Origin of the sequence: Blautia sp. AF19-1, from assembly GCF_003479155.1 — a bacterium.
GTDB classification, from domain to species: domain Bacteria; phylum Bacillota; class Clostridia; order Lachnospirales; family Lachnospiraceae; genus Fusicatenibacter; species Fusicatenibacter saccharivorans.
This window is the reverse complement of the sequence record NZ_QUGQ01000010.1, coordinates 25,169-49,690: the sequence shown is the minus strand read 5'-3', so window position 1 is coordinate 49,690 and position 24,522 is coordinate 25,169. Positions and strand designations below refer to the sequence as shown.

Below are 24,522 nucleotides of genomic sequence, written 5' to 3'. Positions count from 1 at the left end.
GAAGAGCAAAAGAAAGGAAAAGAATTATGGCAATCAGAGAAATCAGAGTCGTAGGCGACCGCGTATTAACGAAAAAATGCAGACCGGTGGAGAAGATGACACCAAGAATCAGCGAGCTGATCGACGACATGTTTGACACCATGTATGAGGCAAACGGTGTCGGCCTTGCCGCACCGCAGGTCGGCATCTTAAAGAGAATCGTAGTCATGGATGTGGATGGAACCCCACATCTTCTGATCAATCCGGAAATCCTGGAGACTTCTGGAAGCCAGACAGGAGCAGAAGGATGCTTAAGCCTTCCGGGAAAATCCGGTACAGTAACCCGTCCGAATTACGTAAAGGTAAGAGCACTGGACCGCGACATGCAGCCGTTTGAACTGGAGGGAACCGAACTTCTTGCCCGCTGCATCTGCCACGAGTGTGATCACCTCGACGGACATATGTATACAGAAAAAGTAGAAGGCGAACTCTGGGACAACACGTACGATGAGTATGAGGAGTACGAGGACGAAGAGTAAGTCTTAAAATAAAGGAGATGACTTCAGATGAAAGTGGTATTTATGGGAACCCCGGATTTCTCCGTGGGAACACTTGAGGCACTCGTGGAGGCCGGTTATGAGATCACAGGCGTTGTGACCCAGCCGGACAAACCGAAGGGCCGCGGAAAACAGATGATGCCGACACCGGTGAAAGAGGCAGCCGAAAAACACGGCCTTCCGGTCTATCAGCCGCGCCGCGTGCGGGATGCAGAGGCGATCGAGGAGATCCGGAAAATGGAGCCGGATGTGATCGTTGTCGTTGCATTCGGCCAGATTATTCCAAAAGAGATTTTGGACATGCCGAAATACGGATGCATCAACGTTCATGCCTCCCTGCTTCCGGCTTACCGCGGAGCAGCGCCGATCCAGTGGGCTGTCATGAACGGCGATGAAGTGAGCGGCGTAACCATTATGAAGATGGATGAAGGCCTCGACACAGGCGATATGCTGACGAAAGTGGAAGTTCCGCTTGCAGCAGATGAGACCGGCGGCAGTCTCTTTGACAAGCTCGCCGCAGCCGGAGCAAAACTTCTGGTGGAGACACTTCCAAAACTTGAAAAAGGCGAAGTGACACCGGAAAAACAGCCGGAGATAAGCACTACAGAGTATGCGCGGATGATCAAAAAAGAAGACGGAAAGATCGACTGGACGAAGAGTGCCGTTGAGATCGAACGTCAGATCCGTGCGATGAGCCCGTGGCCGAGTGCTTTTACAAAAGTAAACGGAAAGAACCTGAAAATCTGGGATGCAAAGGTGATTGCCATGTTGGGCGGCAACCTGTTCTCGAAGATTCCGGGGCAGGATCCGACGAAGAATGCCGGAAAAGTCTGGGTGGCAGATGAAACCGGCCTTCATGTAAAGACAGGCGACGGCATTCTGGTGATTGAAGAACTGCAGCTCGAAGGAAAGAAACGGATGAAAATCGCCGATTTCCTGCGCGGCTATTCCATCGAACCTGGTACCAGACTGGGAGAATAAAGAAAAAAGCAACCTGAAGTTGAGGCGGGGAACTGCACAGCGGCTTTTTTTGCTGTGCCCAAGAAAAAGGAGAAAAACGATATGGGACTTTTTTATGACAGTACGTATCTGCTGGTGATTCTTGCCGCACTGATTTCCATGGCGGTATCCGCCCGCATGAACACGATTTTTGGCAAATATCAGACCGTCCGCTCGTACAGCGGCATGACGGGACGCGAGGCGGCGATGCGCATTCTGCATCAGGCCGGCATCTACGATGTGACCGTCCGCCACGTATCCGGTAAACTGACCGACCACTATGATCCGCGGACAAAAACCGTGAATTTATCGGATGCGGTTTACGATTCAACCTCGGTCGCAGCGATCGGCGTCGCAGCGCATGAGTGCGGCCATGCCGTACAGCACAATACGGATTACGTGCCGCTGAAAGTAAGAAGCGCCATTGTTCCGGCAGCGAACCTTGGATCCCAGCTTTTCTGGCCGCTGTTCCTGATCGGACTGATTTTCAGCCTTCCGATGCTGGTGAAAGCCGGTATCTGGCTGTTTGTGCTGGCACTGGCATTCCAGGTGGTAACACTTCCGGTCGAGTTCGATGCGTCGAGAAGAGCATTAAAAATGCTCAGTGAGGGCGGTATGGTGACAGAGACGGAACACGACGGGGTCAAGAAAGTACTCTGGGCTGCAGCCATGACATACGTGGCAGCGGTGATCGGTTCTCTGCTGCAGCTGCTCCGGCTGCTGATTTTATCCGGAGCATTTAGGAGAAATGATGACTGATACAATCAATACAAGAGAGCTGATTATGAACATTCTGCTTGAGATGGACAGGGAGAAAACGCCCTGCCATCTTGCTGTAAGGGACGCCCTCGATAAATACCAGTTCCTGCCGCGGCAGGACCGTGCGTTTATCAAGCGGGTCTGCGAGGGAACCGTGGAATACGGTATCCAGAATGACTACATCATCAATCAGTATTCCAAAATCAAGATCAACAAATGCAAGCCGGTGATTCGTGCGATCTTACGGATGTCGGTGTACCAGATCCGTTTTCTTGACGCAGTACCGGATTCGGCAGTCGTCAATGAGGCGGTGAAACTGGCGGAAAAGAAGCATTTTTACAACTTAAAGGGCTTTGTCAACGGTGTTCTGCGCACGATTGTGCGGGAGAAGGATCATCTGCCGATACCGAAGGAGAACAATACTACGCAGTATCTTTCCGTGAAATACTCCATGCCGGAATTTCTGGTTGAGGAGTTCGTATCCCAGTACGGAAAAGAAACGGCAGAAACGATGATGGCGGATTTCCTGAAAGAAAAACAGGTGACGATCCGTATCAACCGCTGGAACAATACGATCGAGGAGACGAAGAAAAGCCTGGAAAGCCAGGGGGCAGAGCTGGAAAAAGCGCCGTATCTTGGCGAGGCGTTCTATTTGAAAAACTTTGAGACGATCGCATCACTGAATGCCTTCCAGGAAGGCCGGTTCCAGATTCAGGATGTGAGCTCCATGATGGCGGCGCATCTGGCGGATCCAAAGCCGGGTGACCAGGTGCTGGATCTCTGCGCGGCACCGGGCGGAAAGAGCCTCCATGCAGCAGATAAAATGAGAAATCAGGGATGCGTGGAAGCGCGTGATCTCACCGAATACAAGGTCGATCTGATCCGGGAAAATGTGCAGAGAGCAGGTGTTTCCTGCGTCGTGCCGAAGGTAAAAGATGCGGAACAGCTCGATGCGGAATGGATCGGAAAAGCGGACGTTGTGATTGCAGACCTGCCGTGCACCGGATACGGCGTCATCGGCAGAAAGCCGGATATCAAATATTACGCTTCAAAAGAGAAAGAAGAGGAGCTGGTACGGATTCAGCGGGCAATCCTTGCAAATGCCGCATCGTACGTAAAGCCGGGCGGCACACTGCTGTACAGCACATGTACCGTCAACAGAAAAGAAAACAGCGAGAATGCCGCATGGTTTCTGGAACAGTTCCCGTTTGAAGCAGTCAGTCTGGATGAACTGCTGCCGGATGAGCTGAAAAGCGGAGAAACGGCCAAAGGACAGCTGCAGCTGATCCCGGGGGTACACAAGACAGACGGATTTTTCCTTGCAAAATTCCGGAAAACAGAGGAAGGACGGGCGTAACAGATGGATATTAAATCAATGACCTTAGACGAATTAAAGGACGCCTGCCAGCAGATGGGAGAAAAGCCGTTCCGTGCCAAACAGTTATACGACTGGATGCATCATCGTCTGGCGGGCAGCTACGATGAGATGACGAATCTCTCGCTTGCCTTCCGGGAAAAATTAAAGGAACAGTATCCGCTTACCTGTCTCGAAAAAGTGCAGGTGCAGGAGTCCAAAATCGACGGAACGAGAAAATACCTGTTCCGCCTTAGCGACGGCAACGTGATCGAGAGTGTCTGGATGAAGTACCACCACGGAAATTCCGTCTGCATCTCATCCCAGGTCGGCTGCCGGATGGGCTGCCGCTTCTGCGCGTCCACAATCGGCGGACTCGTGCGGTGCCTGACTCCGTCGGAGATGCTCGACCAGATTTACCGGATTTGGGAGGACACCGGGGAGCGGGTCTCCAATCTGGTTGTCATGGGAACGGGTGAGCCGATGGACAACTACGACAATCTGGTGCGCTTCGTGCGGCTGCTTTCGAGCCAGGAAGGACTCAACATCAGCCAGAGAAACATCACCGTTTCCACCTGCGGAATCGTGCCGAATATGTACAAATTGGCAGATGAGGGACTCCAGATCACCCTGGCACTTTCCCTTCATGCGCCGAACGATGAAAAGCGCCGCGAGCTGATGCCGATTGCCAATAAATATTCCATTGATGAAATTCTCGATGCATGCCGCAATTACTTTGCAAAAACAGGCCGTCGGATTACATTTGAGTACTCTCTCGTTGGCGGGAAAAATGACAGCGAAGCCGATGCAAAAGAGCTTTCCGCGCGGATTTCGGATATCAACTGTCATGTAAATCTGATCCCGGTCAACCCGATCAAAGAGCGCGATTACGTGAAATCAACGAAAAAAGTCGTAGAGAATTTCAAAAATAAACTTGAAAAATACGGAATTAATGTTACTATTAGAAGGGAAATGGGCGCCGATATTGACGGAGCCTGTGGACAGTTAAGAAAAAGTTTTATCGATAAATCAAACGAACAGCCGTAAAAAGCGGCTGTCAATACAGGAGAAAAAAGCATGAAGGTATTTTCTGCAACCGATATCGGACAGAAACGGACGATGAACCAGGATTTTGTGTTTGCCTCCGCCTCTCCGGTCGGAAACCTTCCGAACCTCTTTGTCGTTGCAGACGGCATGGGAGGCCATAACGCGGGCGATTTTGCTTCGCGTTACGGTGTTTCTGTACTGGTGGAATCTGTAAAAAGAGATACGAATTTCAACCCGGTGCGGATCATTCGGCATGGAATTGAAGCAGCAAACAGCCAGATTTTTGAGCAGGCAAAACGAGATATATCCATGGAAGGCATGGGTACGACGATGGTAGTAGCTACGGTTGTCGGCAACTATGCCTACGTTGCAAACGTAGGAGACAGCAGGCTGTATCTGGCAGCAGATGGCACGTTTGACCAGGTGACGCAGGACCATTCCCTGATCGCAGAGATGGTGCGCCTTGGAGAACTCACTCCCGAGCAGGCGCGGAATCACCCGGACAAAAACATTATTACCAGAGCAGTAGGCACACAGGATACCGTAAAGATTGATTTCTTTGACATTCAGCTTGAAGAGGGCAATCAATTGGTGATGTGCTCGGACGGCCTTTCCAACATGGTAACGGATGAGGAGATTTTCGAACTCATCTGCCGAGAAGACGGTGAGGACAAGGCGAAACGTTTAATTGATAAAGCAAATGCAAATGGCGGCAGAGACAATATCGCAGTCATTGTCGTTGAACCATTTACAAACGAGGTGAAAGAATGTTAAAAGAGGGCGTTATTTTAGGAGAACGATATGAGATCATAAGCCGGATCGGTTCCGGCGGTATGGCTGATGTCTACAAAGCAAAAGACCACAAGCTGAACCGCATGGTGGCCGTCAAGGTTTTAAAACCGGAATTCCGGGAGGATAAAACCTTTATCCGCAAGTTCCGCACGGAGGCACAGGCCGCAGCAGGACTGTCCCATCCGAATATTGTAAACGTGTACGATGTCGGGGAGGACCGCGGCGTTTACTATATCGTCATGGAGCTTGTCGAGGGAATTACTCTGAAGGATTACATTGACCGCAAAGGAAAACTGAGCGTAAAAGAGGCAACCAGCATCGCCATTCAGGTTTCCCTTGGTCTTGAAGCAGCACACAACCGCAATATTGTACACCGCGATGTCAAACCGCAGAATATCATCATTTCCACAGACGGAAAAGTAAAACTTTCCGACTTTGGTATTGCAAAGGCAACTTCTTCCAATACGATCAGTTCGAACGTTATGGGAAGCGTACATTACAGCTCTCCGGAGCAGGTGCGCGGCGGATATTCGGACTATAAGAGTGATATCTATTCCCTTGGTATCACCATGTACGAGATGGTAACCGGAAGAGTGCCGTTTGACGGCGACACCACCGTTGCCATCGCAATCAAGCATCTGCAGGAGGAGATTGAATCTCCATCCAAATATACCCCGAACCTTCCGTTCGCACTGGAGCAGATTATCTTAAAATGTACCCAGAAGAGCCCGGACCGCCGTTACAATAACATGGCGGAGCTGATCGACGACTTGAAGCATTCGCTGATGGAGCCGCAGGGCAATTTCGTAAAAGTAACTCCGTTAAGTTCTCACGCCGAGACTGTTATGGTATCCGCAGAGGAGTTAAGCCAGATCCGTTCCGGCGCAGCAGCAAAGGCAAATGCGCAGACGGCAGAGGAGCCGGCCCGCAAGCGCTACAGCAAGATCGAGGATGAGGAAGAGGACGAAGATTACAGCTACGAGGACGAAGAAGACGAGGATGAGGACGAAGAAGAGGATGACCGCGATTCCTACGATGAGGATGACGACGATTCCTACTACGACGATGACGACGACGATGACAAAGCCGGAAACAAACTCGAAAAGATCATCACAATCGGCGGTTTTGCGATTGCAGCCATCATCATCTGCATGCTGATCTACTTTATTGCACAGGCAGCCGGCATTGTCGGCGGAAAAGGACCGACCGCAGCTTCTTCCAGTTCCGCATCATCTTCGAGCAGCACGGAAGTTGTTTCTTCCAGCAGCAAAGAAGAGGAAAAAGTAACCGTTCCGGATCTGACCAACAAAACCGAGGCAGATGCAACCGCACTGGCAAACAGCCTGAACCTTGGTGTAGTCAACGGCGGAACCGAGGCATCGGATGTCATTGAGGCAGGAAAGATCTGCCGCCAGGATCTGAAACCGGGAACGAAAGTCGATAAAAATGCAACGATTACGTATTATGTAAGCTCCGGAAAAGAAACCGTAACCATTCCGACCGGCATTGTTGGAACACAGAAAGACGCTGCAAGTGCTGCACTGACTCAGCTGGGACTGCAGGTTTCCACAACAGAGGATTTCAGCGATACCGTTGCAGAAGGCTTGGTTATTTCCGTTGACCCGTCAGAGGGAAGTCAGGTTGCGCCGGAATCTACCGTTACGCTGGTGATCAGCAAGGGATCCAAGGACGCGGAAGAAATTGCAATCCGTGATGTAATCGGCCTGGATGAGGAGACAGCAAAATCAATCCTGAGCGATTTCAATATTATTGTAAAAACAGGAACCAGCAGCAAGGTGGCCGAGGGCGAAGTCATGGAGGTTGACCCGGCAATCGGAACCAAAGTAAAGAAAGGTTCTGACGTTACGATTTATGTCAATAGCCCGAGTGCACAGCCAACGACGCCGGATGAGAATACACCGACCCCGACACCGGCAGAGCCGGGCGCAAATACCGCTACGGATGTTACCTGGTCCTGCAGCCAGACCTTAAGTGCGCCGGATCAGTATCAGGGTGGTATTGCAAAAATTGAGCTGATCCAGGATGATGGGAACGGAAACGAGACCTCCATCACCATCATGGACGGACAGGCCATTACGAGCTGGCCGTATTCTGTCAACACCAACTGGAGTGCTTCATCGTCTGCTTCTTCTACCGGAAGAATCGTCTTCTATGAGATGGATTCGAGCGGAAGTTATCAGGCAATTGCACAGTACCCATCGGTTCCGTTGAGTGAAGGGTGAGTATGACAGGAAAGATTATGAAAGGAATTGCCGGATTCTACTACGTAGACGTAGAAGAATCCGGCATTTATGAGTGCAAAGCAAAAGGAATTTTCCGAAAGGAAGGCCAGAAACCGCTCGTCGGAGATCTTGTGGAAATCGAGATTCTGGATGAAGCGGAAAAAACAGGAAATATGACCCGGATTCTGCCGCGAAAAAATGAACTGATCCGTCCGGCAGTGGCCAATATCGATCAGGCGCTTGTGATTTTTGCGCTGGAAAATCCGACCCCGAACCTGACGCTTCTGGACCGTTTTCTTGTGATGATGGAACAGCAGAACGTTCCGACGGCAATCTGTTTCAATAAAAGAGATCTTGCGGGGGAAGATTACACAGACCATCTGCGAAGCGTCTATGAGAACTGCGGTTACCGTGTCTTTACGGTGAGTGCAGCGAAAGAGCAGGGCATGCAGGAAGTGGAAGCATACCTGAAAGGGAAAACAACGGTGGTAGCCGGTCCGTCCGGCGTCGGAAAATCTTCGATCACAAACCGGATGCAGAAAGAAATCCAGATGGAGACCGGAGAGATCAGCAAAAAGCTGAAAAAAGGAAAACACACGACGCGCCATTCCCAGATGATCCCGATCGACCATGAGACGTATCTGTGCGATACGCCGGGGTTCAGCTCGCTTTATACAACCGATATGGAAAAAGAGGAGCTGAAAAACTTTTTCCCGGAATTTCATCCGTACGAAGGAAAATGCCGTTTCCTCGGCTGTATCCACGGAAAAGAGCCGGGCTGTGCCGTCAAAGAGGCACTGGAACAGGGAAATATCAGCAAAGAAAGATTTGAAAACTATACCATGTTCTATGAAGAACTGAAAGAACAGGAAAAGAGGAGATACTAGCATGAGCCGAGTATATCAGTTGGCACCTTCTATTTTATCCGCAGACTTCAACCGTCTCGGAGAACAGATCCAAAGGGTAGAGAAAGCAGAGTGCCGGTGGCTTCATATCGATATTATGGATGGAATGTTTGTACCATCCATTTCGTTTGGAATGCCGGTGGTAAAGTCGATCCGAAAAGAAAGCAGTCTGTATTTTGATGTTCATATGATGGTAAAGGACCCGGAGCGGTACGTAGAAGAATTTCAAAGCTGCGGGGCGGATATGATCACGGTTCACGCGGAGGCATGCCGCGATCTGGCAGAAACCGTGAAAAAGATTCATGAAACAGGCGCAGATGCCGGAGTTGCCGTAAATCCGGATACGCCGCTTTCTGCGGTTACGGACGTGATGGATCAGGTAGAAATGATTCTGATTATGAGCGTTTATCCTGGCTTCGGCGGCCAGAAGTATATCCCGGAGTCGACGGAGAGGATCCGTACGCTCCGCAGAATGCTGGATGAAAAGGGACTGGAGCATGTGCACATTCAGGTCGATGGCGGCATCAACCGCGCGACCATCGATGAAGTCCTTGCGGCAGGTGCCAACATCATCGTGGCAGGCTCTGCTGTATTTGGCAGCAACATCGAGCAGAACGTGCGCGAGCTGCAGGAAAAAATTTCTTCATACAGCAAAAAGGCAGAATAAGATACAAAAAGACAGAAAAAAGAGGCAGGGAAACGTGAGAACATGTATTATTTCGGGAGGGATGATCGAACCGGATTTTGCCTTCCCATATCTTCAGAAACAGCAGTTTGATATTATCCTGGCAGCAGACCGGGGACTGGAGTTCTGCTACCATTACCAGATTATGCCGACGTATATTCTGGGAGATTTTGACAGTTTATCTCCGAAGATTTTAAATTATTACAAGGAGAACCATGTCGCACCGATCCGGGAATTTAATCCCATGAAGGACAATACGGACACGGACATCGCATTTCAGCAGGCGATTGTTCTGGGAAGCAGTGAAATCACGATCCTCGGAGCAACAGGAGGAAGACTTGACCATTTCTTAAGTATTGTGCAGAACCTGAAAACGGCATGGGAGAAGAAAATTCCGGCTTACATCGTGGACAGCCGCAATCTGATTACGATTCCGGTGGAAACTTCGTTTGAAATCCGGAAAGAAGAGCAGTTCGGAAAGTACGTTTCGTTCTTCCCGCTGGAAAAGGAAGTCGCATCCATCACCCTGGAGGGCTTCGCCTACCCGCTCGACCATCACTATCTGCCGAATACTTCGGGTGGTCTGTGCGTGAGCAATGAGATCGTCGAGGAGACCGCGCATGTATCGTACGAGGGCGGCATTCTTCTGATGGTACAGTCAAGAGATTAAAATCCATTGAAATCAAAGAGCCCGTGTGCTATAATTTATAGTTGCATTGGGCTCTTTTTGTGCATAAAAAAAACCCGAACAGAAAAAGAAGCGAAAAATAAAAACAAAGGAGATATAGATTACTATGAAATTAGGTATCGTGGGCCTTCCGAACGTCGGAAAAAGTACACTTTTCAATTCCCTGACCAAAGCAGGAGCAGAGAGCGCAAACTATCCGTTCTGTACCATTGACCCGAATGTCGGCATCGTGCCGGTTCCGGACAAGCGTCTGCAGCAGCTCGGAGATTTCTATCAGTCCAAGAAAGTAACACCGGCTGTCATCGAGTTCGTTGACATCGCAGGTCTTGTAAAAGGTGCATCCAAAGGAGAGGGACTTGGAAACCAGTTCCTTGCCAATATCCGTGAGGTAGACGCTATCGTTCACGTTGTCAGATGTTTCGAGGATCCGAACGTTATCCACGTAGACGGCAGCATTGATCCGCTCCGTGATATCGAGACCATCGACCTTGAGCTGATCTTCGCCGACCTTGAGGTACTCGAGCGCCGTATTTCCAAAACTGCAAAATCTGCAAGAATGGACAAAGAGGCAGCAAAAGAGCTCGAATTCCAGGAGCGTCTGAAAAAACTGCTCGAGGACGGAAAAGATGCCATCCTGATGGAGCTGCAGAACGAGGACGAGGAGAAATGGATCGCAGAGTACAACCTGCTGACCAGTAAACCGGTCATCTACGCAGCAAACGTAGCAGAGGATGATCTCGCTGACGACGGTGCAAACAACTCCTATGTACAGTCCGTCCGCGAATATGCAAAAGAGCACAACAGCGAAGTATTCGTCATCTGCGCCGAGATCGAGGCAGAAATCTCCGAACTCGAAGAGGATGAGAAAAAAATGTTCCTCGAGGATCTTGGTCTTACCGAGTCCGGTCTGGAAAAACTGATCGCAGCAAGCTACCGTCTGCTCGGCCTCATGAGCTTCCTTACAGCAGGAGAGGATGAGACCCGTGCATGGACCATCAAAGTCGGAACAAAAGCACCGCAGGCAGCCGGAAAAATCCACACCGATTTCGAGCGCGGATTCATCAAAGCCGAGGTTGTCAATTATCAGGATCTGCTCGACTGCGGTTCCTACGCAGGAGCAAGAGAGAAAGGCCTTGTGCGTATGGAAGGAAAAGATTACATTGTCCGCGACGGCGATGTCATCCTGTTCCGTTTCAACGTTTGATAAGTAATAATAAGAGAGAATATAAGTTATGGATATGGAAATTAATTTTCCCAATCTCGGGATCTATCTCGACCATGTGGGAAAAAACATCAGTATTTTCGGATTTTCCATTGCCTATTACGGCATCGTGATCGTAACCGGTATGATGATTGCGATCTGGATTGCCCAAAGAGAGGCAAAGCGGACAGGGCAGAACCCGGAGCAGTACCTCGATCTTGCGATGATCGGCATCGCAGCCGGTATTCTCGGGGCACGGATTTACTACGTTATATTTGCCTGGGACTATTATAAGGATGATCTTTTGAGTATTTTCAACATCCGCCAGGGCGGACTTGCCATCTACGGCGGCATCATCGGTGCCTGCATTGCGGTGGTGATTTACAGCAGAAAGAAGAAACAGAACTTCAGCCTTCTGATGGATACCGCGAGCATGAGCATCGTGTTCGGTCAGATTATGGGACGGTGGGGAAACTTCTTTAACCGTGAGGCATTCGGTGACTACACTAACAACCTGTTTGCGATGCAGCTTCCGGTTTCCGCGGTCCGTGCCAATGAAATCACACAGAAAATGTGGGATCATGTGGTGACGGTAAACGGCGTCGAGTATATTCAGGTGCATCCCACCTTTTTATATGAAAGTTTATGGAATGTGGGTGTCCTGCTTTTTCTTTTCTGGTTTCGGAAAAGAAAAAAATTTAACGGCGAAGTGTTCCTGATGTATCTGATAGGATATGGCCTTGGAAGAATCTGGATCGAGGGACTCCGCACCGACCAGCTTCTGCTTCCGGTGGTGGGACTTCCGGTTTCCCAGCTCCTTTCGGGGTGCCTTGTGGTGGGATGTACCATCCTGGTGGTATGGAAACGAAAAAAATTATCATCCGGTGGGGAGACAGCCCATTCTTAAGGATAAAACCAGTGAAAAAAACAGAATAAAAATACAGAAAAGGGGAAAACCGGCAAAAAAGGTTTTCTCTTTTTTGATACAAAATTGGTATAAAAAAGGCGGAAAATGCGCATAAAAATGTTGCATTTTGGGAAAAATCTTAAAAATGAAATAGAAAAAAGACCTTGCTATTTTCCCTGAGTTGATATAGAATAAAAATATAAGTGGTAGAAAGTGGTGAAAAGTGGTGCGTTGTGGAGCGGATGTGGCAGTCTGGCTGCGGCGCGATACATGAAGTGGTGCGTGGGGAGACCGCCATTTCAGGTGATAAGAGGGTTTTCATTATGTTCATGGGAGAGTACAGTCATACGATTGACGCGAAGGGAAGATTGATCATACCGTCCAAGTTCAGAGAACAGCTGGGAGAAGAGTTTGTACTGACGAAGGGATTGGACGGATGCCTTTCCATTTACCCAAACGACGAATGGGCTGCCTTTGAAGAGAAGCTGAGAGCCTTACCACTTACAAACAAAAACGCCAGAACTTTTTCCCGTTTCTTTGTAGCAGGTGCTACGTCATGTGAACTGGACAAGCAGGGGAGGATTCTCGTACCGGCAACGCTGCGGGAATTTGCTGGTCTGGAAAAAGATGTAGTCCTTACCGGAAATATCAACCGGATTGAAATCTGGAGCAAGGAAAAATGGAACGAAAACAGCAATTATGATGATATGGATGCCATCGCCGAATCAATGGAAGAGATGGGCATTGTGATCTGATCTGTTTCGTTGGGATACAGGAGATGACCATGGAATTTTCGCATACATCAGTATTACTGAAGGAAACCATTGAAAACCTTAAGATAAAACCGGACGGAATCTACGTGGACGGGACGTTGGGAGGCGCTGGACATTCCAGTCATATATGTGAGCGCTTATCTGCCACGGGGAGATTAATAGGCATAGATCAGGACGAAGCTGCGATAGCTGTTGCGGGTAAACGCCTGGAACCATATCAGAACCAGGTCACGATTATCCGCAGCAATTATTGCGATATGGTTCCGCGTCTTGCCGAAATCGGAGTCACCGGGGTAGACGGAATCCTGCTGGATCTTGGAGTTTCATCCTATCAGCTGGATAATGCAGAGCGTGGATTCACATACCGTGAGGATGTTCCGCTGGATATGCGGATGGATCAGAGAAATGCTCTTTCCGCGTACGAAGTCGTGAACGATTACAGTGAAGAGAATCTTTCGCGTATTCTCCATGAATATGGAGAAGAGCGTTTTGCAAGAAAAATTGCACACAATATATGCGTAAGCCGGCAGCAGGCGCCGATTCGAACAACTGGGGAGTTAATCGAAATCATCAAGCGCTCGATTCCGGCAAAAATAAGGGCGACGGGCGGCCATCCGGCCAAGAGAACCTTTCAGGCAATCCGTATCGAAGTGAACCAGGAACTTACCGTTCTGTCGGAGTCACTGGACGGCATGATTGATCTCTTAAATGACGGTGGAAGACTTTGTGTCATCACCTTTCATTCTCTGGAAGACCGTATCGTAAAAAACATTTTCAGAAAAAACGAGCATCCATGTACGTGTCCGCCGGAATTTCCGGTCTGTGTATGCGGAAAGAAGTCCAAGGGAACCGTAGTAACTCGGAAACCGATCTTGCCGGGAGAAGAGGAAATGGAAACAAATCCCCGTTCCAAGAGCGCAAAACTGCGCGTCTTTGAACGAAAAGTGTGACGGCTCGGCACGAAGGAGACAGAGAAGTTATGGCCAGACGGGCAGATGGAAGGGTAAATTCGACAGATAGAACGAAACGTTATACGCCAGATACGTTTGAGGACGGAAGTGCGGTACGGCGTCTTGCAGCACAGCCGCAGGAAGCACCAAAAGAAGCACGGCCTCTGAAATCGGGTGTGAGCAGCCAGACAAGAAGAAACCGGGCACGGGCGACACAGATCAGCGCGGGCTACGCTGTTTTTCTTGCCATTGTCTGCACACTGTGTATCGCGGCGTGTGTTGCGTATGTCAAGTTGCAGACCGTGGTTACCACGCAGGCGGAAGACATTACCAGCAAAGAAAAAGAATTGAGCGATCTGAAGGCGGACAATGACGCCTATTACAATACAACGGTTGCCTCCGAAGATCTTGAGGCAGTCAAAGAAGCAGCACAGAACCGGCTCGGCATGAAATATGCAGATGAGTCCCAGGTAATTTATTTCGATGATTCAGAAAACAGCTATGTGAGACAGTATCAGGATGTTCCGGATGCGAAATAGGTGAAAACGTGAGTAAACAGAAAAAAAATAAAAAACGAAGCGGGGCATTCCGGAGACGGAAGACAAGTGGGCGTATGAGCAGAAAACTGGTAGCACTCTTTTTGGGAGTGATGCTGGTTTTTGTTGCTTTAGCGATTGACATTACGTATGTGAATGCCACAAAGGGAGAAAAATACGAAAGACAGGTTTTAAGCCAGACGCAGCAGTCCTACGACAGCAGGACAATTCCATTCCAGCGGGGAAGTATCACCGACCGGAACGGAACGATTCTGGCAACGAGTGAGAAGGTTTACAACGTTATTCTCGACTGTAAACTTGCCAATACGACGGTAAAAGATGAAGAAAAGAACGATACCCATCCGTACGTCGATCCGACCGTAGCAGCACTGGTTGAATACTTCGGACTCGACGAGACGGATATCCGGGATCGTCTGACCGGCGAAACGACAAAAGAAAGCCAGTACCAGGTTCTCGCCAGAGAGGTCTCGATGGACGCGAAAAAAGCGTTTGAGGCCTATGTGGACGAGTACGCGGACAAAAAGAACAAGGAGCTCGATGAGAACGAGCAGGCGGAAAAAGCATACCGTGCCAACATCCGCGGCGTCTGGTTCGAGGAATCCTACCACAGAACGTATCCGTTAAATTCACTTGCCTGCGATCTGATCGGCTTTACGTATTCAGGAGACACGGCAGACTGGGGAATCGAAGGGTATTATTCCAGTATCTTAAATGGCGTGAATGGCCGCCAGTTCGGCTATTACAACGAAGATGCGGATATGGAACAGACGATCATCGAGGCGCAGCCGGGCAAAAACGTGGTTACGACGATTGATGTAAATATTCAGAAGATCATCCGCACGGCGATCGAGAATTACAATGAGCGGATTCATGTCCAGAACGGCGCGGACGAATCGGACACTGAGACGAACCGTCAGACAAAAGCGGCAAAGAATATCGGCGTTGTCGTGATGGATCCGAACAATGGAGAGATTCTTGGTATGGATTCTTCCGACTGGTATGACCTGAACAATCCAAGAGATCTGACACCGTTCTATTCGAAGGAAGAAATTGATGCGATGAACGATAACGAGACAATGGAGGCTTTGAGTGCCATCTGGAAAAACTACTGTATTTCCGATGCATATGAGCCAGGTTCCACGGCAAAACCGATGAACGTGGCGGCGGCATATTCCCTCGATGTAATCGATGATGATACCCTGTTTGACTGTGAGGGGTTTGAGACGATTGCAGGGCAGATGATCCGCTGCGGAGCTTATCCGGGAACACATGGCGTACAGACACCGGCCGATGTACTGAAAAACTCCTGCAACGCTGGTATGATGCAGATCGGACAGAAGATGGGAGCAGCGGAATTTCTCCGCTATCAGGATATTTTCGGTTTCGGCAGTCTGACAGGAATTGACCTGCCGGGTGAGGCGTACGGCCTGGTTCACACGGAGGATACCATGGGACCGACCGAGCTTGCAACGAGTACATTCGGACAGGGCTATACCGTGACGATGGTACAGCAGGCAGCTGCGTTTTCCTCTCTGATCAACGGAGGCAATTATTACCAGCCGCATGTGATGAAGACGATCACGGACAGCACAGGAGCTGTTGTTGAGAGCAATGAGCCGAATCTGGTGCGTCAGACGGTTTCCGCGGAAATCAGCGATAAAATGAGAAGTTTCCTCCAGGGAGTCGTGACCGATGGAAGCGGCCAGAGTGCAAAGGTTGCCGGTTACACGATGGGAGGAAAAACAGGTACTGCACAGAAGTATCCGCGAGGCAATGGAAAATATCTCGTTTCCTTTATCGGATTTGCACCGGTAGAAAACCCGAAAGCTGTTGTTTACGCGATTGTGGACGAGCCGGATGTAGAAAATCAGGCGAACAGTGTGCTGGCACAGGAGATCGTAAAAGAGATCTACACAGAACTGCTGCCGTATTTGAACGTATTCCCGGATGATACGGACGGTGTGACGGGCGAAGGCTCCGAGACCGGAACGGATGATCCAAACGTAGCGGCACCGGTACAGGAAGACGATACGGAAAACAGTGCTGAAAACAGCAATATCGAGAACGGCGGTCTGACAAACGCCGAGCTGGATCTCATCAATGAAGAGTAAAAAAACATAAAAAACAAAAGACATAACCCCATAGCAGTTTCCATATAGTGTTATCATAATGGATTCGGCTATGGGGTATTCTATGCGTAAAAACAAAACGTATCACCGGAAAAAGACGGTTCTTCTGTGGGTACTCTGCATGGGAATGATGGTCGGACTTGCCGGGCGGCTGGTGTATCTGTGTGTGTTCCGGTCCGTCTATTATTCCGAGAAGGCGGATGATCTGCACGAGCGGGAGCGCGGGATCAAGGCGGCGCGCGGCCGGATTCTTGATGCAAACGGGGAAGTTCTCGCGGCAAACCGCACGGTCTGTACGATTTCCGTGATCCACAGCCAGATTGAGGAGCCGGAGGCGGTGATTGCGATGCTGGTAAAAGAGCTTGGAATTTCGGAGGAGACGGCGCGGAAACGCGTGGAGAAGCGGTCTTCAATCGAGCGTGTCAAGACGAATGTGGACAAGGAGACGGGTGATACCATCCGGTCGTACGGATACGCGGGGGTAAAAGTGGATGAGGATTTCAAGCGGTATTACCCCAAAGGGAAGCTGGCGTCGCGCGTTATCGGCTTCACCGGAGGCGATAATCAGGGCATCATCGGACTGGAGGTGGAATATGAGGAAATTTTAAAAGGAATCAACGGAAAAATCCTGACGACAACGGATGCGCGCGGGATTGAGCAGAACGGCATCGGGGAGAGCCGCCAGGAGCCGGTGGCGGGAAGGGACTTAAAGGTCAGCCTGGATGTCAATATCCAGGCGTACTGCCAGCAGGCAGCGGAAAAGGCGATGGCAGAAAAACAGGCGGACAGCGTCTCGATTCTTCTTATGAATCCGCAGAACGGAGAAATCTATGCCTGTGTCAATGTGCCGGAGTTCGACCTCAACGATCCGTTCACGCTGCAGCAGGATACAACGGGACTTTCGGAAAAAGAAATTCAGGATCTGCTGAACCAGATGTGGCGGAATGCCTGCATCAACGATACGTACGAGCCGGGATCTACCTTTAAGATCATCACGATGTCGGCGGGACTTTCGGAGGGCGTTGTGTCGCCGAACGATTCGTTTTTCTGTCCCGGCTACAAAATCGTGGAGGACCGCCGGATCCACTGCCACAAGCGGACGGGACACGGAGCCGAAAACTTCGTGCAGGGCGCGCAGAACTCGTGCAACCCGGTGTTCATTGAAGTGGGGCTGCGGCTCGGTGTGGAAAAGTTCTGTGATTACTTCCGGAATTTCGGTCTGATGGAAAAGACGGGGATCGATCTGCCGGGCGAGGCATCGACGATTATGCACAAGGAGGAAAACATCGGAGAGGTTGAGCTTGCGACGATGGCATTCGGCCAGTCCTTCCAGATCACGCCGATCCGCCTGGCGGCGACGGTCTCTGCGCTCGTCAACGGTGGAAAAATGGTGACGCCGCATGTCGCAACGGATGTGCTTGATGAAGAAGGAAATGTCGTAAAGCATCTGAAATTTCCGGAAAAAGAAGGGGTTCTTTCGGAAGAAACTTCCAGGACGGTGCGCGAAATTCTGGAAAGCGTCGTTTCAGAAGGGTCTGGAAAGAATGCGTACCTCGAGGGATATTCCATCGGCGGAAAGACGGCAACCTCGCAGACACTTCCGCGGAGCGCCAACCGCTATATTTCCTCATTCCTCGGCTTCACCCCGGCGGAGCATCCGACGGTGCTGGGGCTTTGCATTATCCGCAATCCGCAGGGCGTCTACTACGGCGGAACGATCTGCGCGCCGGTGATCCGCGATATCTTTTCCAATGTACTTCCGTATCTCGGTATTGGACACAATTCTTAGGAAACCTGAGAATTGTGTCCTTCGCAGCCCTCATTTAAAGTTTTGCTTCGCAAAAGGAGGGCTGCTCACACCTGAATCACTTTCTTACGCAGCGAAACAGCAAGTGTTTCACTGCTGAGCGAACCGTAACTTGGATTATAAAAGAAGGTTGCGAAACAGAACAAAAAGCTATATACTGAATAGGCTGGAGAAAATATTTTGACATGCCTGTTCCGTACACAATCCGTACAAAAAGGAAGAGGTGCGTCTATGAAAAGAGAAATGATCCTGCCGGTTCTTCTTTCCTTTGGCATCAGCCTGGCGCTGGGGCCGGTTCTGATCCCGTTTCTGCGAAAAGTCAAAGCGGGGCAGAAGGAGCGGGAAGAGGGTGTGCCGAGCCACCAGAAAAAAGCGGGAACCCCGACGATGGGCGGCGTGATGTTTCTGGCGGCGTTTACCGCAGTTTCCCTCCTTTTCCGGAAAGAGGGAGCGGAAGTGGTTCCGGTGCTGTTTCTGACGCTTGGTTTTGGCCTGATCGGCTTTCTCGATGACTATCTGAAAGTCGTGCTGCACCGCAGCGACGGGCTGTACCCGAAGCAGAAAATGGCACTGCAGGCAGTGATTACAGCAGTCTTTCTGTGGTATTTGGCGCGTTTTTCCGGAATTTCCCTCCGGATGCGCATTCCGTTCCTTCCAGGCAAAGAGCTGGACGCAGGGATTTTTACGATTCCGTTTCTCGCCTTTGTGATTCTTGGAACGGTCAACGGTGTCAACTTTACCGACGGCCTTGACGGACTGGCGGCGAGTGTGACGATTTTAAATGCTGTTTTCTTTTCCGTGGCATCGATCGGCCTCGGAAACGGTGTTTCCCCGTCTCCGCTTGCGGTTATCGGGAGTCTGCTGGGGTTTCTGGTATTCAATGTATTTCCTGCCCGCGTCTTTATGGGCGATACAGGAAGTCTGGCACTCGGCGGTTTCGTCTCGGGAATGGCGTGTTTCTTACGTCTCCCCTTATTTCTGCCGCTTGTGGGATTCATTTATATGATGGAGATTCTCTCTGTGATCCTGCAGGTGTCATTCTTCAAACTGACGAAGGGAAAACGGATCTTCAAGATGACGCCGATCCATCACCATTTCGAGCTGATGGGCTGGTCGGAGACACAGATTGTGACGGTGTTTGCTACAATCACAGCGATACTATGCCTGATCGCATTGATGGGGCTTTAAAATATGGAGGTAATCAAACATGATTTTCGCAGGAAAAAAAGTACTGGTTTTCGGAACCGGAAAGAGTGGAATTGCAGCGGAGGAGCTGCTGCACAAGAAAGGTGCTTCTGTCGTTCTTTACGATGGAAATGACAAACTCGAAAAAGAAGAAATCTTAAAAAAATTAGAGAGCCGTGACAGCGTGGAAGTTGTCTTAGGCGAGCTCCCGGAGGAGATGCTCGACAGCCTTGATCTTGTCGTTTTAAGCCCGGGCGTTCCGACGGATCTGCCGGTTGTCCTTAAAATGAAAGAAAAAGAGATTCCGGTCATCGGTGAAGTGGAGCTGGCGTATCAGGTAAGCCGCGGAAAAGTGCTTGCGATTACCGGTACTAACGGAAAGACCACCACAACATCGCTGCTCGGCGAGATCATGAAAGCATATCAGCCGGAAGTAAAAGTGGTCGGAAACATCGGAACCCCGTACACATCCGCGGCACTCGACACGACAGATGATACCGTAACGGTTGCCGAGATCAGCAGCTTCCAGCTGGAAACCATCAAAGAGTTCCATCCGGCGGCAAGTGCGATCACAAACATTACCGAGGATCATCTGAACCGCCATCACACGATGGAAGAGTATATCCGCGTGAAAGAGTGTATCACCGAAAATCAGACGATGGATGATCTCTGTGTGCTGAATTATGAGGACGAAATCCTGCGCCCGTTCGGCGAGAAACTGATGGCAGAGAAGAAAGTACAGGTGATGTACTTCTCGAGTCTGCGTGCGTTAAAGGACGGCATCTATTATCAGGACGGCGAAATCCGCATTGCAAAGAACGGCGAGACGGAGCTTCTGACCAGAACCGACGACTTAAAACTGCTCGGCCTACATAATTTTGAAAACGTCATGGTTGCTTCTGCGATGGCACTTCATGCAGGCGTGCCGATGGAAACTGTCCGCAAAGTCATTCAGGAGTTTGCAGGGGTAGAGCACCGCATCGAGTATGTCTGCGAGAAGGACGGCGTGGCATATTACAACGATTCCAAGGGAACGAATCCGGATGCGGCCATCAAAGGCATCCAGGCGATGAACCGCCCGACTCTGCTGATCGGCGGCGGCTACGACAAGCAGTCCACCTACGAAGAGTGGATTCAGGCATTCGATGGAAAGGTACGTTTCCTGGTTTTGATCGGAGATACGAAAGAGAAGATCGCAAAAGCGGCAAGAAACGTCGGATTCAACGACATTATCATGGCAGACAACTTAAAAGAAGCCGTACAGATCTGCCACGACAAGGCAAATGCAGGGGATGCGGTTCTTCTTTCCCCGGCCTGCGCAAGCTGGGATCAGTTTAAGAGCTATGAGCAGCGCGGTGAGCTGTTTAAGGAGTACGTAAGAGCACTGTAAAAAGTCATATCAGGAAACTATCCCGCATAAGCTGAAAAAGAGCGAACGGCGGGTGTGGCGCGGATGCGGAAGGAAAAAGAGAAAAAAATAGATGGGACGCTGCTGGTGACGGTATGGATTCTGCTTGGCCTTGGCCTTGTGATTCTGTACAGCGCCAGCGCGTATAACGGCCGGGTCAGATTCCATGACCCGGCTTATTATTTCAAGAAGCAGCTCTTTGCAAGTGCGCTCGGTGTAATCGGTATGTATGCGGTTGCAAAAATAGATTACCGGCGGCTGTTTGCACTGGCACCGTGGTTTTATGCGGCTTCCCTTGCGCTCTCGACGGCGGTGCTCTTTTTCGGAAGTGAGTACAACGGCTCGAAGCGGTGGTTAAAGCTTGGCCCCTTATCGTTCCAGCCCTCGGAATTTGCCAAGATGGCGGTGATTCTCTTCCTGCCCTGGGTGATGGAGCACACGAAAGGCCGGTCCGACAGTCTCTGGTTTATGACAAAGGCGGTGCTGTGCACCCTGCCGATTGCAGCGCTTGTCGGAAGCAATAACTTAAGTACGGCGATTATTTTGCTCGGAATCTGTGCATTTCTGATCTTTATTTCACATCCGGGCTACCTGCCGTTTCTCGGAATCGGAGGCGCCGGCATCGGGTTTATTGCCGTTTTTCTGATGATGGAGAGCTACCGCCTCGAACGCCTTGCCATCTGGCGCAACCCGGAGGCGTACGAGAAGGGGTTCCAGACCATTCAGGGACTCTATGCGATCGGCAGCGGGAGAATCTTTGGCTGCGGGCTTGGAAAAGGCCTGCAGAAGCTTGGCTTTGTGCCGGAAGCGCAGAATGATATGATCTTTTCGATTATCTGTGAGGAGGGCGGACTGTTCGGCGCCTGCCTGGTGATCGCCGTGTTTGCGGTGCTGATCTGGCGCTTGATGGTTATTTCGATCCATGCGCGGGATCTTGGCGGAGCACTGATTGCGGGCGGAATTATGGGGCATATTGCGCTTCAGGTGATTCTGAACATCGCGGTTGTGACAAATACGATTCCGAATACCGGCATTACGCTGCCTTTTATCAGTTACGGCGGCACCTCCGTGTTGTTTCTGCTCGGCGAGATGGGGCTTGCCCTGTCGGTCTCGAGGGACACCGATTAAAAAGGCGGAAAAGCGCTGCAGAACGGGAACAAAACGGGAGTGTAATGCATACCGTAAAAAGAGAGGCCGGATGGGAGAGAACAGGTGGGAGTATATCAGATTCTCGGCGGAAGGCGGCTTTGCGGAACGGTAACAGTCCAGGGTTCCAAAAATGCCGTTCTTCCCATGATCGCGGCGGCGGTTCTGACAAAAGAGGAGGTCGTGCTGGAAGGCTGCCCGAAGATTTCCGATGTGGAGGATATGGCGGAGATTGTAAGAAGCCTTGGCGGAACAGTCTGGTGGGAGAGGAATGCGCTCCACCTGAACTGTGAAAAGATCGAAAAAAGCCGTGTGGAGGGAGCGCTTTCGAAGAGACTGCGCGCCTCTCTTTTGTTTCTGGGAAGTCTTCTTGCAAGGACAGGGGAGGCATACCTTGCAGGGGCCGGCGGCTGCCGGATCGGAAAGCGGCCGACGGACCTGCATCAGAGGGCAATGGAGCTTCTGGGAGCCGAGGTCTTCGAGGAGGACGGCACCATTCGGGCAAAGGCAGATCATCCGAAAGGAGCCGTGCTCTGCTTTCCGAAAAAGAGTGTCGGGGCGACGGAAAATGCGGTTCTTTTTGCTGTCGGAGCGGAAGGTGCAACAAGGCTGGAGCATTGTGCGCGGGAGCCGGAAGTGGTTCATCTCTGCCGGTTTCTTAAGGCCATGGGAGCGGAGATTACCGGCGAGGGGACGGAGCAGATTACCGTTTACGGAAGGCGGGGAAAGAGACTGCTGTCCGGCTGCCGGTATCGTGTTCCGGGTGACCGGATCGCGGCAGGGACGTATCTTCTGATGGGCGCGGCGACGCGGGGGCACCTGACGCTTTCCGGCGCGCCGCTGGACGAAATGGGGGCGGTTCTGTCCCTCTATCAGAAAATAGGTGGACAATATACAAGGAAGAGTGGTACACTGGTAGCAGACAGCAAAAACGTGCAGCATGCTGTTCCGTACGTGGAGACAGAGGAATATCCCGGTTTTCCGACGGATCTGCAGTCGCTGTATCTGGCGGCAGCGATGACGCTGGAAGGAAAGAGCTGTATCTGTGAAAATGTATTTGAGGACCGCCTCCGGACGGCAGAGGAGCTGCAGAAAATGGGCGGTACGCTGCAGATCTGCGGAAAATGGCTGACGGCCGAAAAAAGCCGTCTGCACGGTGCAGAAGTTGTTTCCCAGGATCTTCGGGGCGGCGCGGCACTCGTATCGGCGGCGCTTGCCGCAGAAGGATTTTCCACAATCCGGCAGACAGAACTGATTGAGCGGGGGTATGAACGGTTTCCAGAAACGCTCCGGGAACTCGGAGCCAAGATTATCGTAGAAAAAGAAATATGAGACAGAAAAAAAACAGAAAAAAGAAGAAAAACAGAAAAATACGGATTCTGACCGGGGTGGTGCTTGGCGTCGGCCTTGCAGGTGCCTTGTTTTTTAATGTGTTCAAAATCCGCAATATCCAGGTGGCGGGGAACACCCGGTATACAAAAGATGAAATCAAAGAGATGGTCGCGGACGACAAGTGGATGAAAAACACGGTGCTTCTTACGACGTTTCATTCGAAGGTTGATATGAGCGATATTCCTTTTATGAACTCCGTGGAGTTTACGTTTGTAAGCTATGACACCATCTGCATCCAGGTAAATGAGAAAAAAGTGGTCGGTTATGTCGAGTACGAAGGCCAGAAGGTCTATTTTGACAAGAACGGCATCGTGCTGGAGTGCGTGGACGAGGAGCAGGAAACACCTGCGGAGGGTGAGCCTTCCGACGGAACCGCCTCCGATGGAACGAGTGCGGATGGATCTCTTACGAGTGAGTCGCTTGCATCCGAAAGCGTATCATCCGATGGCACAGCATCCGAAAGCAGTACGTCCGACGGTGCGCTCTCGGCGGATACGATTAAAAGTGCACGTGTGACAACGACAGACTTTCAGCCGACCCTTTCCGATGTTCCGCTTGTAACAGGACTTACGTTTGACTATGTGACCGTGAACAAGCAGCTCCCGGTTGAAAAACCGGCAGTTTTCCGCACCATGCTCGCACTTACGAGAATGACGGAGAAATACAATATCACGCCGGACAGTGTGGAATTTAATGAGAACAGCGAAATTATTCTGCATTACTATGATACCGTGCGGATTCTGCTTGGAACCGATACGGCGTTAGAAGAAAAGATGACGCGCGTAGCAGCAATCCTGCCGAGCCTTTCCGGTCTTTCCGGAGAACTCCATATGGAGGATTACAAGGACGGCGACAGCAGCTTTGTCTTCTCGAAAGATGTATAAGAGGAAAGGAAAGCCGTCAAAAAAACGCAATAATCCTGAATTTTTTATGAAATACGAAAAAAACAGTTGATTATTTTCCGAAGAAATTATATTATATCTTTATGTATGACCATCAGAATATCAGACTATTTTGAGATAGACAGCAGTTCATAATCAAAAGGAGGAAGTTGAAATT

General features: G+C 50.5%; 22 protein-coding genes. All 22 read left to right on the top strand.

Features of this window, described 5'->3' with window-relative positions:
• Positions 1-26 precede the first annotated feature (26 nt).
• The 22 genes from def to DWX26_RS08315 all read left to right on the top strand — a co-directional run bounded on the left by def (position 27) and on the right by DWX26_RS08315 (position 24,347).
• Positions 27-518: a peptide deformylase gene (gene def / locus DWX26_RS08420; RefSeq protein ID WP_055219778.1), complete on the top strand. Its 492-nt coding sequence runs from the start codon at positions 27-29 to the stop codon at positions 516-518.
• Between the two features lie 27 nt (positions 519-545).
• Positions 546-1,517, top strand: a complete 972-nt coding sequence (fmt, locus tag DWX26_RS08415; RefSeq protein ID WP_118601223.1) for a methionyl-tRNA formyltransferase — start codon at positions 546-548, stop codon at positions 1,515-1,517.
• Positions 1,518-1,598: 81 nt separating this feature from the next.
• Entirely contained in the window at positions 1,599-2,294 is a 696-nt protein-coding gene (locus DWX26_RS08410) for a zinc metallopeptidase (protein ID WP_117814320.1), read from the top strand.
• A complete protein-coding gene (gene rsmB / locus DWX26_RS08405; RefSeq protein ID WP_117760489.1) occupies positions 2,287-3,651 on the top strand; it encodes a 16S rRNA (cytosine(967)-C(5))-methyltransferase RsmB in 1,365 nt (454 codons plus the stop codon). The genes DWX26_RS08410 and rsmB overlap by 8 nt, the downstream gene beginning before the upstream one ends.
• A gap of 3 nt (positions 3,652-3,654) precedes the next feature.
• Complete coding sequence (gene rlmN / locus DWX26_RS08400) at positions 3,655-4,695, top strand: 23S rRNA (adenine(2503)-C(2))-methyltransferase RlmN (protein WP_055226967.1); 1,041 nt, start codon at positions 3,655-3,657, stop codon at positions 4,693-4,695.
• A gap of 30 nt (positions 4,696-4,725) precedes the next feature.
• On the top strand, positions 4,726-5,469 hold the full coding sequence (locus tag DWX26_RS08395; RefSeq protein WP_022463152.1) for a Stp1/IreP family PP2C-type Ser/Thr phosphatase: 744 nt from the start codon (positions 4,726-4,728) through the stop codon (positions 5,467-5,469).
• Complete coding sequence (pknB, locus tag DWX26_RS08390; RefSeq protein WP_118601222.1) at positions 5,463-7,730, top strand: Stk1 family PASTA domain-containing Ser/Thr kinase; 2,268 nt, start codon at positions 5,463-5,465, stop codon at positions 7,728-7,730. Before DWX26_RS08395 ends, pknB begins: the two co-directional genes overlap by 7 nt.
• A gap of 2 nt (positions 7,731-7,732) precedes the next feature.
• On the top strand, positions 7,733-8,617 hold the full coding sequence (rsgA, locus tag DWX26_RS08385) for a ribosome small subunit-dependent GTPase A (RefSeq protein ID WP_055219788.1): 885 nt from the start codon (positions 7,733-7,735) through the stop codon (positions 8,615-8,617).
• Between the two features lies 1 nt (position 8,618).
• A complete protein-coding gene (gene rpe, locus DWX26_RS08380) occupies positions 8,619-9,302 on the top strand; it encodes a ribulose-phosphate 3-epimerase (protein ID WP_022463156.1) in 684 nt (227 codons plus the stop codon).
• 34 nt (positions 9,303-9,336) lie between these two features.
• Positions 9,337-9,990 (top strand): thiamine diphosphokinase, encoded by a 654-nt coding sequence (locus DWX26_RS08375; RefSeq protein ID WP_147345090.1) that lies wholly within the window; start codon positions 9,337-9,339, stop codon positions 9,988-9,990.
• Positions 9,991-10,114: 124 nt separating this feature from the next.
• A complete protein-coding gene (gene ychF, locus DWX26_RS08370; protein WP_022461456.1) occupies positions 10,115-11,212 on the top strand; it encodes a redox-regulated ATPase YchF in 1,098 nt (365 codons plus the stop codon).
• Positions 11,213-11,240: 28 nt separating this feature from the next.
• Entirely contained in the window at positions 11,241-12,116 is an 876-nt protein-coding gene (lgt, locus tag DWX26_RS08365) for a prolipoprotein diacylglyceryl transferase (RefSeq protein WP_022461071.1), read from the top strand.
• 323 nt (positions 12,117-12,439) lie between these two features.
• On the top strand, positions 12,440-12,871 hold the full coding sequence (mraZ, locus tag DWX26_RS08360) for a division/cell wall cluster transcriptional repressor MraZ (protein ID WP_022461070.1): 432 nt from the start codon (positions 12,440-12,442) through the stop codon (positions 12,869-12,871).
• Positions 12,872-12,900: 29 nt separating this feature from the next.
• Entirely contained in the window at positions 12,901-13,839 is a 939-nt protein-coding gene (gene rsmH, locus DWX26_RS08355) for a 16S rRNA (cytosine(1402)-N(4))-methyltransferase RsmH (protein WP_117760487.1), read from the top strand.
• 29 nt (positions 13,840-13,868) lie between these two features.
• Complete coding sequence (locus DWX26_RS08350) at positions 13,869-14,378, top strand: hypothetical protein (RefSeq protein ID WP_022461068.1); 510 nt, start codon at positions 13,869-13,871, stop codon at positions 14,376-14,378.
• A 74-nt stretch (positions 14,379-14,452) separates the two neighbouring features.
• Positions 14,453-16,507 (top strand): peptidoglycan D,D-transpeptidase FtsI family protein, encoded by a 2,055-nt coding sequence (locus DWX26_RS08345; RefSeq protein ID WP_117760486.1) that lies wholly within the window; start codon positions 14,453-14,455, stop codon positions 16,505-16,507.
• An 82-nt stretch (positions 16,508-16,589) separates the two neighbouring features.
• Positions 16,590-18,314: a peptidoglycan D,D-transpeptidase FtsI family protein gene (locus tag DWX26_RS08340; RefSeq protein ID WP_117760485.1), complete on the top strand. Its 1,725-nt coding sequence runs from the start codon at positions 16,590-16,592 to the stop codon at positions 18,312-18,314.
• A 249-nt stretch (positions 18,315-18,563) separates the two neighbouring features.
• Positions 18,564-19,520 carry a phospho-N-acetylmuramoyl-pentapeptide-transferase gene (mraY, locus tag DWX26_RS08335; RefSeq protein WP_055226954.1) on the top strand — a complete coding sequence of 319 codons (957 nt, stop codon included), beginning with the start codon at positions 18,564-18,566 and terminating at the stop codon, positions 19,518-19,520.
• A 19-nt stretch (positions 19,521-19,539) separates the two neighbouring features.
• Positions 19,540-20,907: a UDP-N-acetylmuramoyl-L-alanine--D-glutamate ligase gene (gene murD, locus DWX26_RS08330; protein ID WP_055226952.1), complete on the top strand. Its 1,368-nt coding sequence runs from the start codon at positions 19,540-19,542 to the stop codon at positions 20,905-20,907.
• A 63-nt stretch (positions 20,908-20,970) separates the two neighbouring features.
• Positions 20,971-22,053: an FtsW/RodA/SpoVE family cell cycle protein gene (locus DWX26_RS08325; protein WP_117509641.1), complete on the top strand. Its 1,083-nt coding sequence runs from the start codon at positions 20,971-20,973 to the stop codon at positions 22,051-22,053.
• A gap of 84 nt (positions 22,054-22,137) precedes the next feature.
• Complete coding sequence (gene murA, locus DWX26_RS08320; protein WP_117760484.1) at positions 22,138-23,403, top strand: UDP-N-acetylglucosamine 1-carboxyvinyltransferase; 1,266 nt, start codon at positions 22,138-22,140, stop codon at positions 23,401-23,403.
• Entirely contained in the window at positions 23,400-24,347 is a 948-nt protein-coding gene (locus DWX26_RS08315) for a cell division protein FtsQ/DivIB (protein WP_117760483.1), read from the top strand. Before murA ends, DWX26_RS08315 begins: the two co-directional genes overlap by 4 nt.
• Positions 24,348-24,522: the final 175 nt, after the last annotated feature.

Excerpts from the sequence above, each read along its gene's own strand:
- def (WP_055219778.1), top strand. The coding sequence starts at position 27 with ATGGCAATCAGAGAAATCAGAGTCGTAGGCGACCGCGTATTAACGAAA.
- fmt (WP_118601223.1), top strand. The coding sequence starts at position 546 with ATGAAAGTGGTATTTATGGGAACCCCGGATTTCTCCGTGGGAACACTT.
- DWX26_RS08410 (WP_117814320.1), top strand. The coding sequence starts at position 1,599 with ATGGGACTTTTTTATGACAGTACGTATCTGCTGGTGATTCTTGCCGCA.
- rsmB (WP_117760489.1), top strand. The coding sequence starts at position 2,287 with ATGACTGATACAATCAATACAAGAGAGCTGATTATGAACATTCTGCTT.
- rlmN (WP_055226967.1), top strand. The coding sequence starts at position 3,655 with ATGGATATTAAATCAATGACCTTAGACGAATTAAAGGACGCCTGCCAG.
- DWX26_RS08395 (WP_022463152.1), top strand. The coding sequence starts at position 4,726 with ATGAAGGTATTTTCTGCAACCGATATCGGACAGAAACGGACGATGAAC.
- pknB (WP_118601222.1), top strand. The coding sequence starts at position 5,463 with ATGTTAAAAGAGGGCGTTATTTTAGGAGAACGATATGAGATCATAAGC.
- rsgA (WP_055219788.1), top strand. The coding sequence starts at position 7,733 with ATGACAGGAAAGATTATGAAAGGAATTGCCGGATTCTACTACGTAGAC.
- rpe (WP_022463156.1), top strand. The coding sequence starts at position 8,619 with ATGAGCCGAGTATATCAGTTGGCACCTTCTATTTTATCCGCAGACTTC.
- ychF (WP_022461456.1), top strand. The coding sequence starts at position 10,115 with ATGAAATTAGGTATCGTGGGCCTTCCGAACGTCGGAAAAAGTACACTT.
- lgt (WP_022461071.1), top strand. The coding sequence starts at position 11,241 with ATGGATATGGAAATTAATTTTCCCAATCTCGGGATCTATCTCGACCAT.
- mraZ (WP_022461070.1), top strand. The coding sequence starts at position 12,440 with ATGTTCATGGGAGAGTACAGTCATACGATTGACGCGAAGGGAAGATTG.
- rsmH (WP_117760487.1), top strand. The coding sequence starts at position 12,901 with ATGGAATTTTCGCATACATCAGTATTACTGAAGGAAACCATTGAAAAC.
- DWX26_RS08350 (WP_022461068.1), top strand. The coding sequence starts at position 13,869 with ATGGCCAGACGGGCAGATGGAAGGGTAAATTCGACAGATAGAACGAAA.
- DWX26_RS08345 (WP_117760486.1), top strand. The coding sequence starts at position 14,453 with ATGAGCAGAAAACTGGTAGCACTCTTTTTGGGAGTGATGCTGGTTTTT.
- DWX26_RS08340 (WP_117760485.1), top strand. The coding sequence starts at position 16,590 with ATGCGTAAAAACAAAACGTATCACCGGAAAAAGACGGTTCTTCTGTGG.
- mraY (WP_055226954.1), top strand. The coding sequence starts at position 18,564 with ATGAAAAGAGAAATGATCCTGCCGGTTCTTCTTTCCTTTGGCATCAGC.
- murD (WP_055226952.1), top strand. The coding sequence starts at position 19,540 with ATGATTTTCGCAGGAAAAAAAGTACTGGTTTTCGGAACCGGAAAGAGT.
- DWX26_RS08325 (WP_117509641.1), top strand. The coding sequence starts at position 20,971 with ATGCGGAAGGAAAAAGAGAAAAAAATAGATGGGACGCTGCTGGTGACG.
- DWX26_RS08315 (WP_117760483.1), top strand. The coding sequence starts at position 23,400 with ATGAGACAGAAAAAAAACAGAAAAAAGAAGAAAAACAGAAAAATACGG.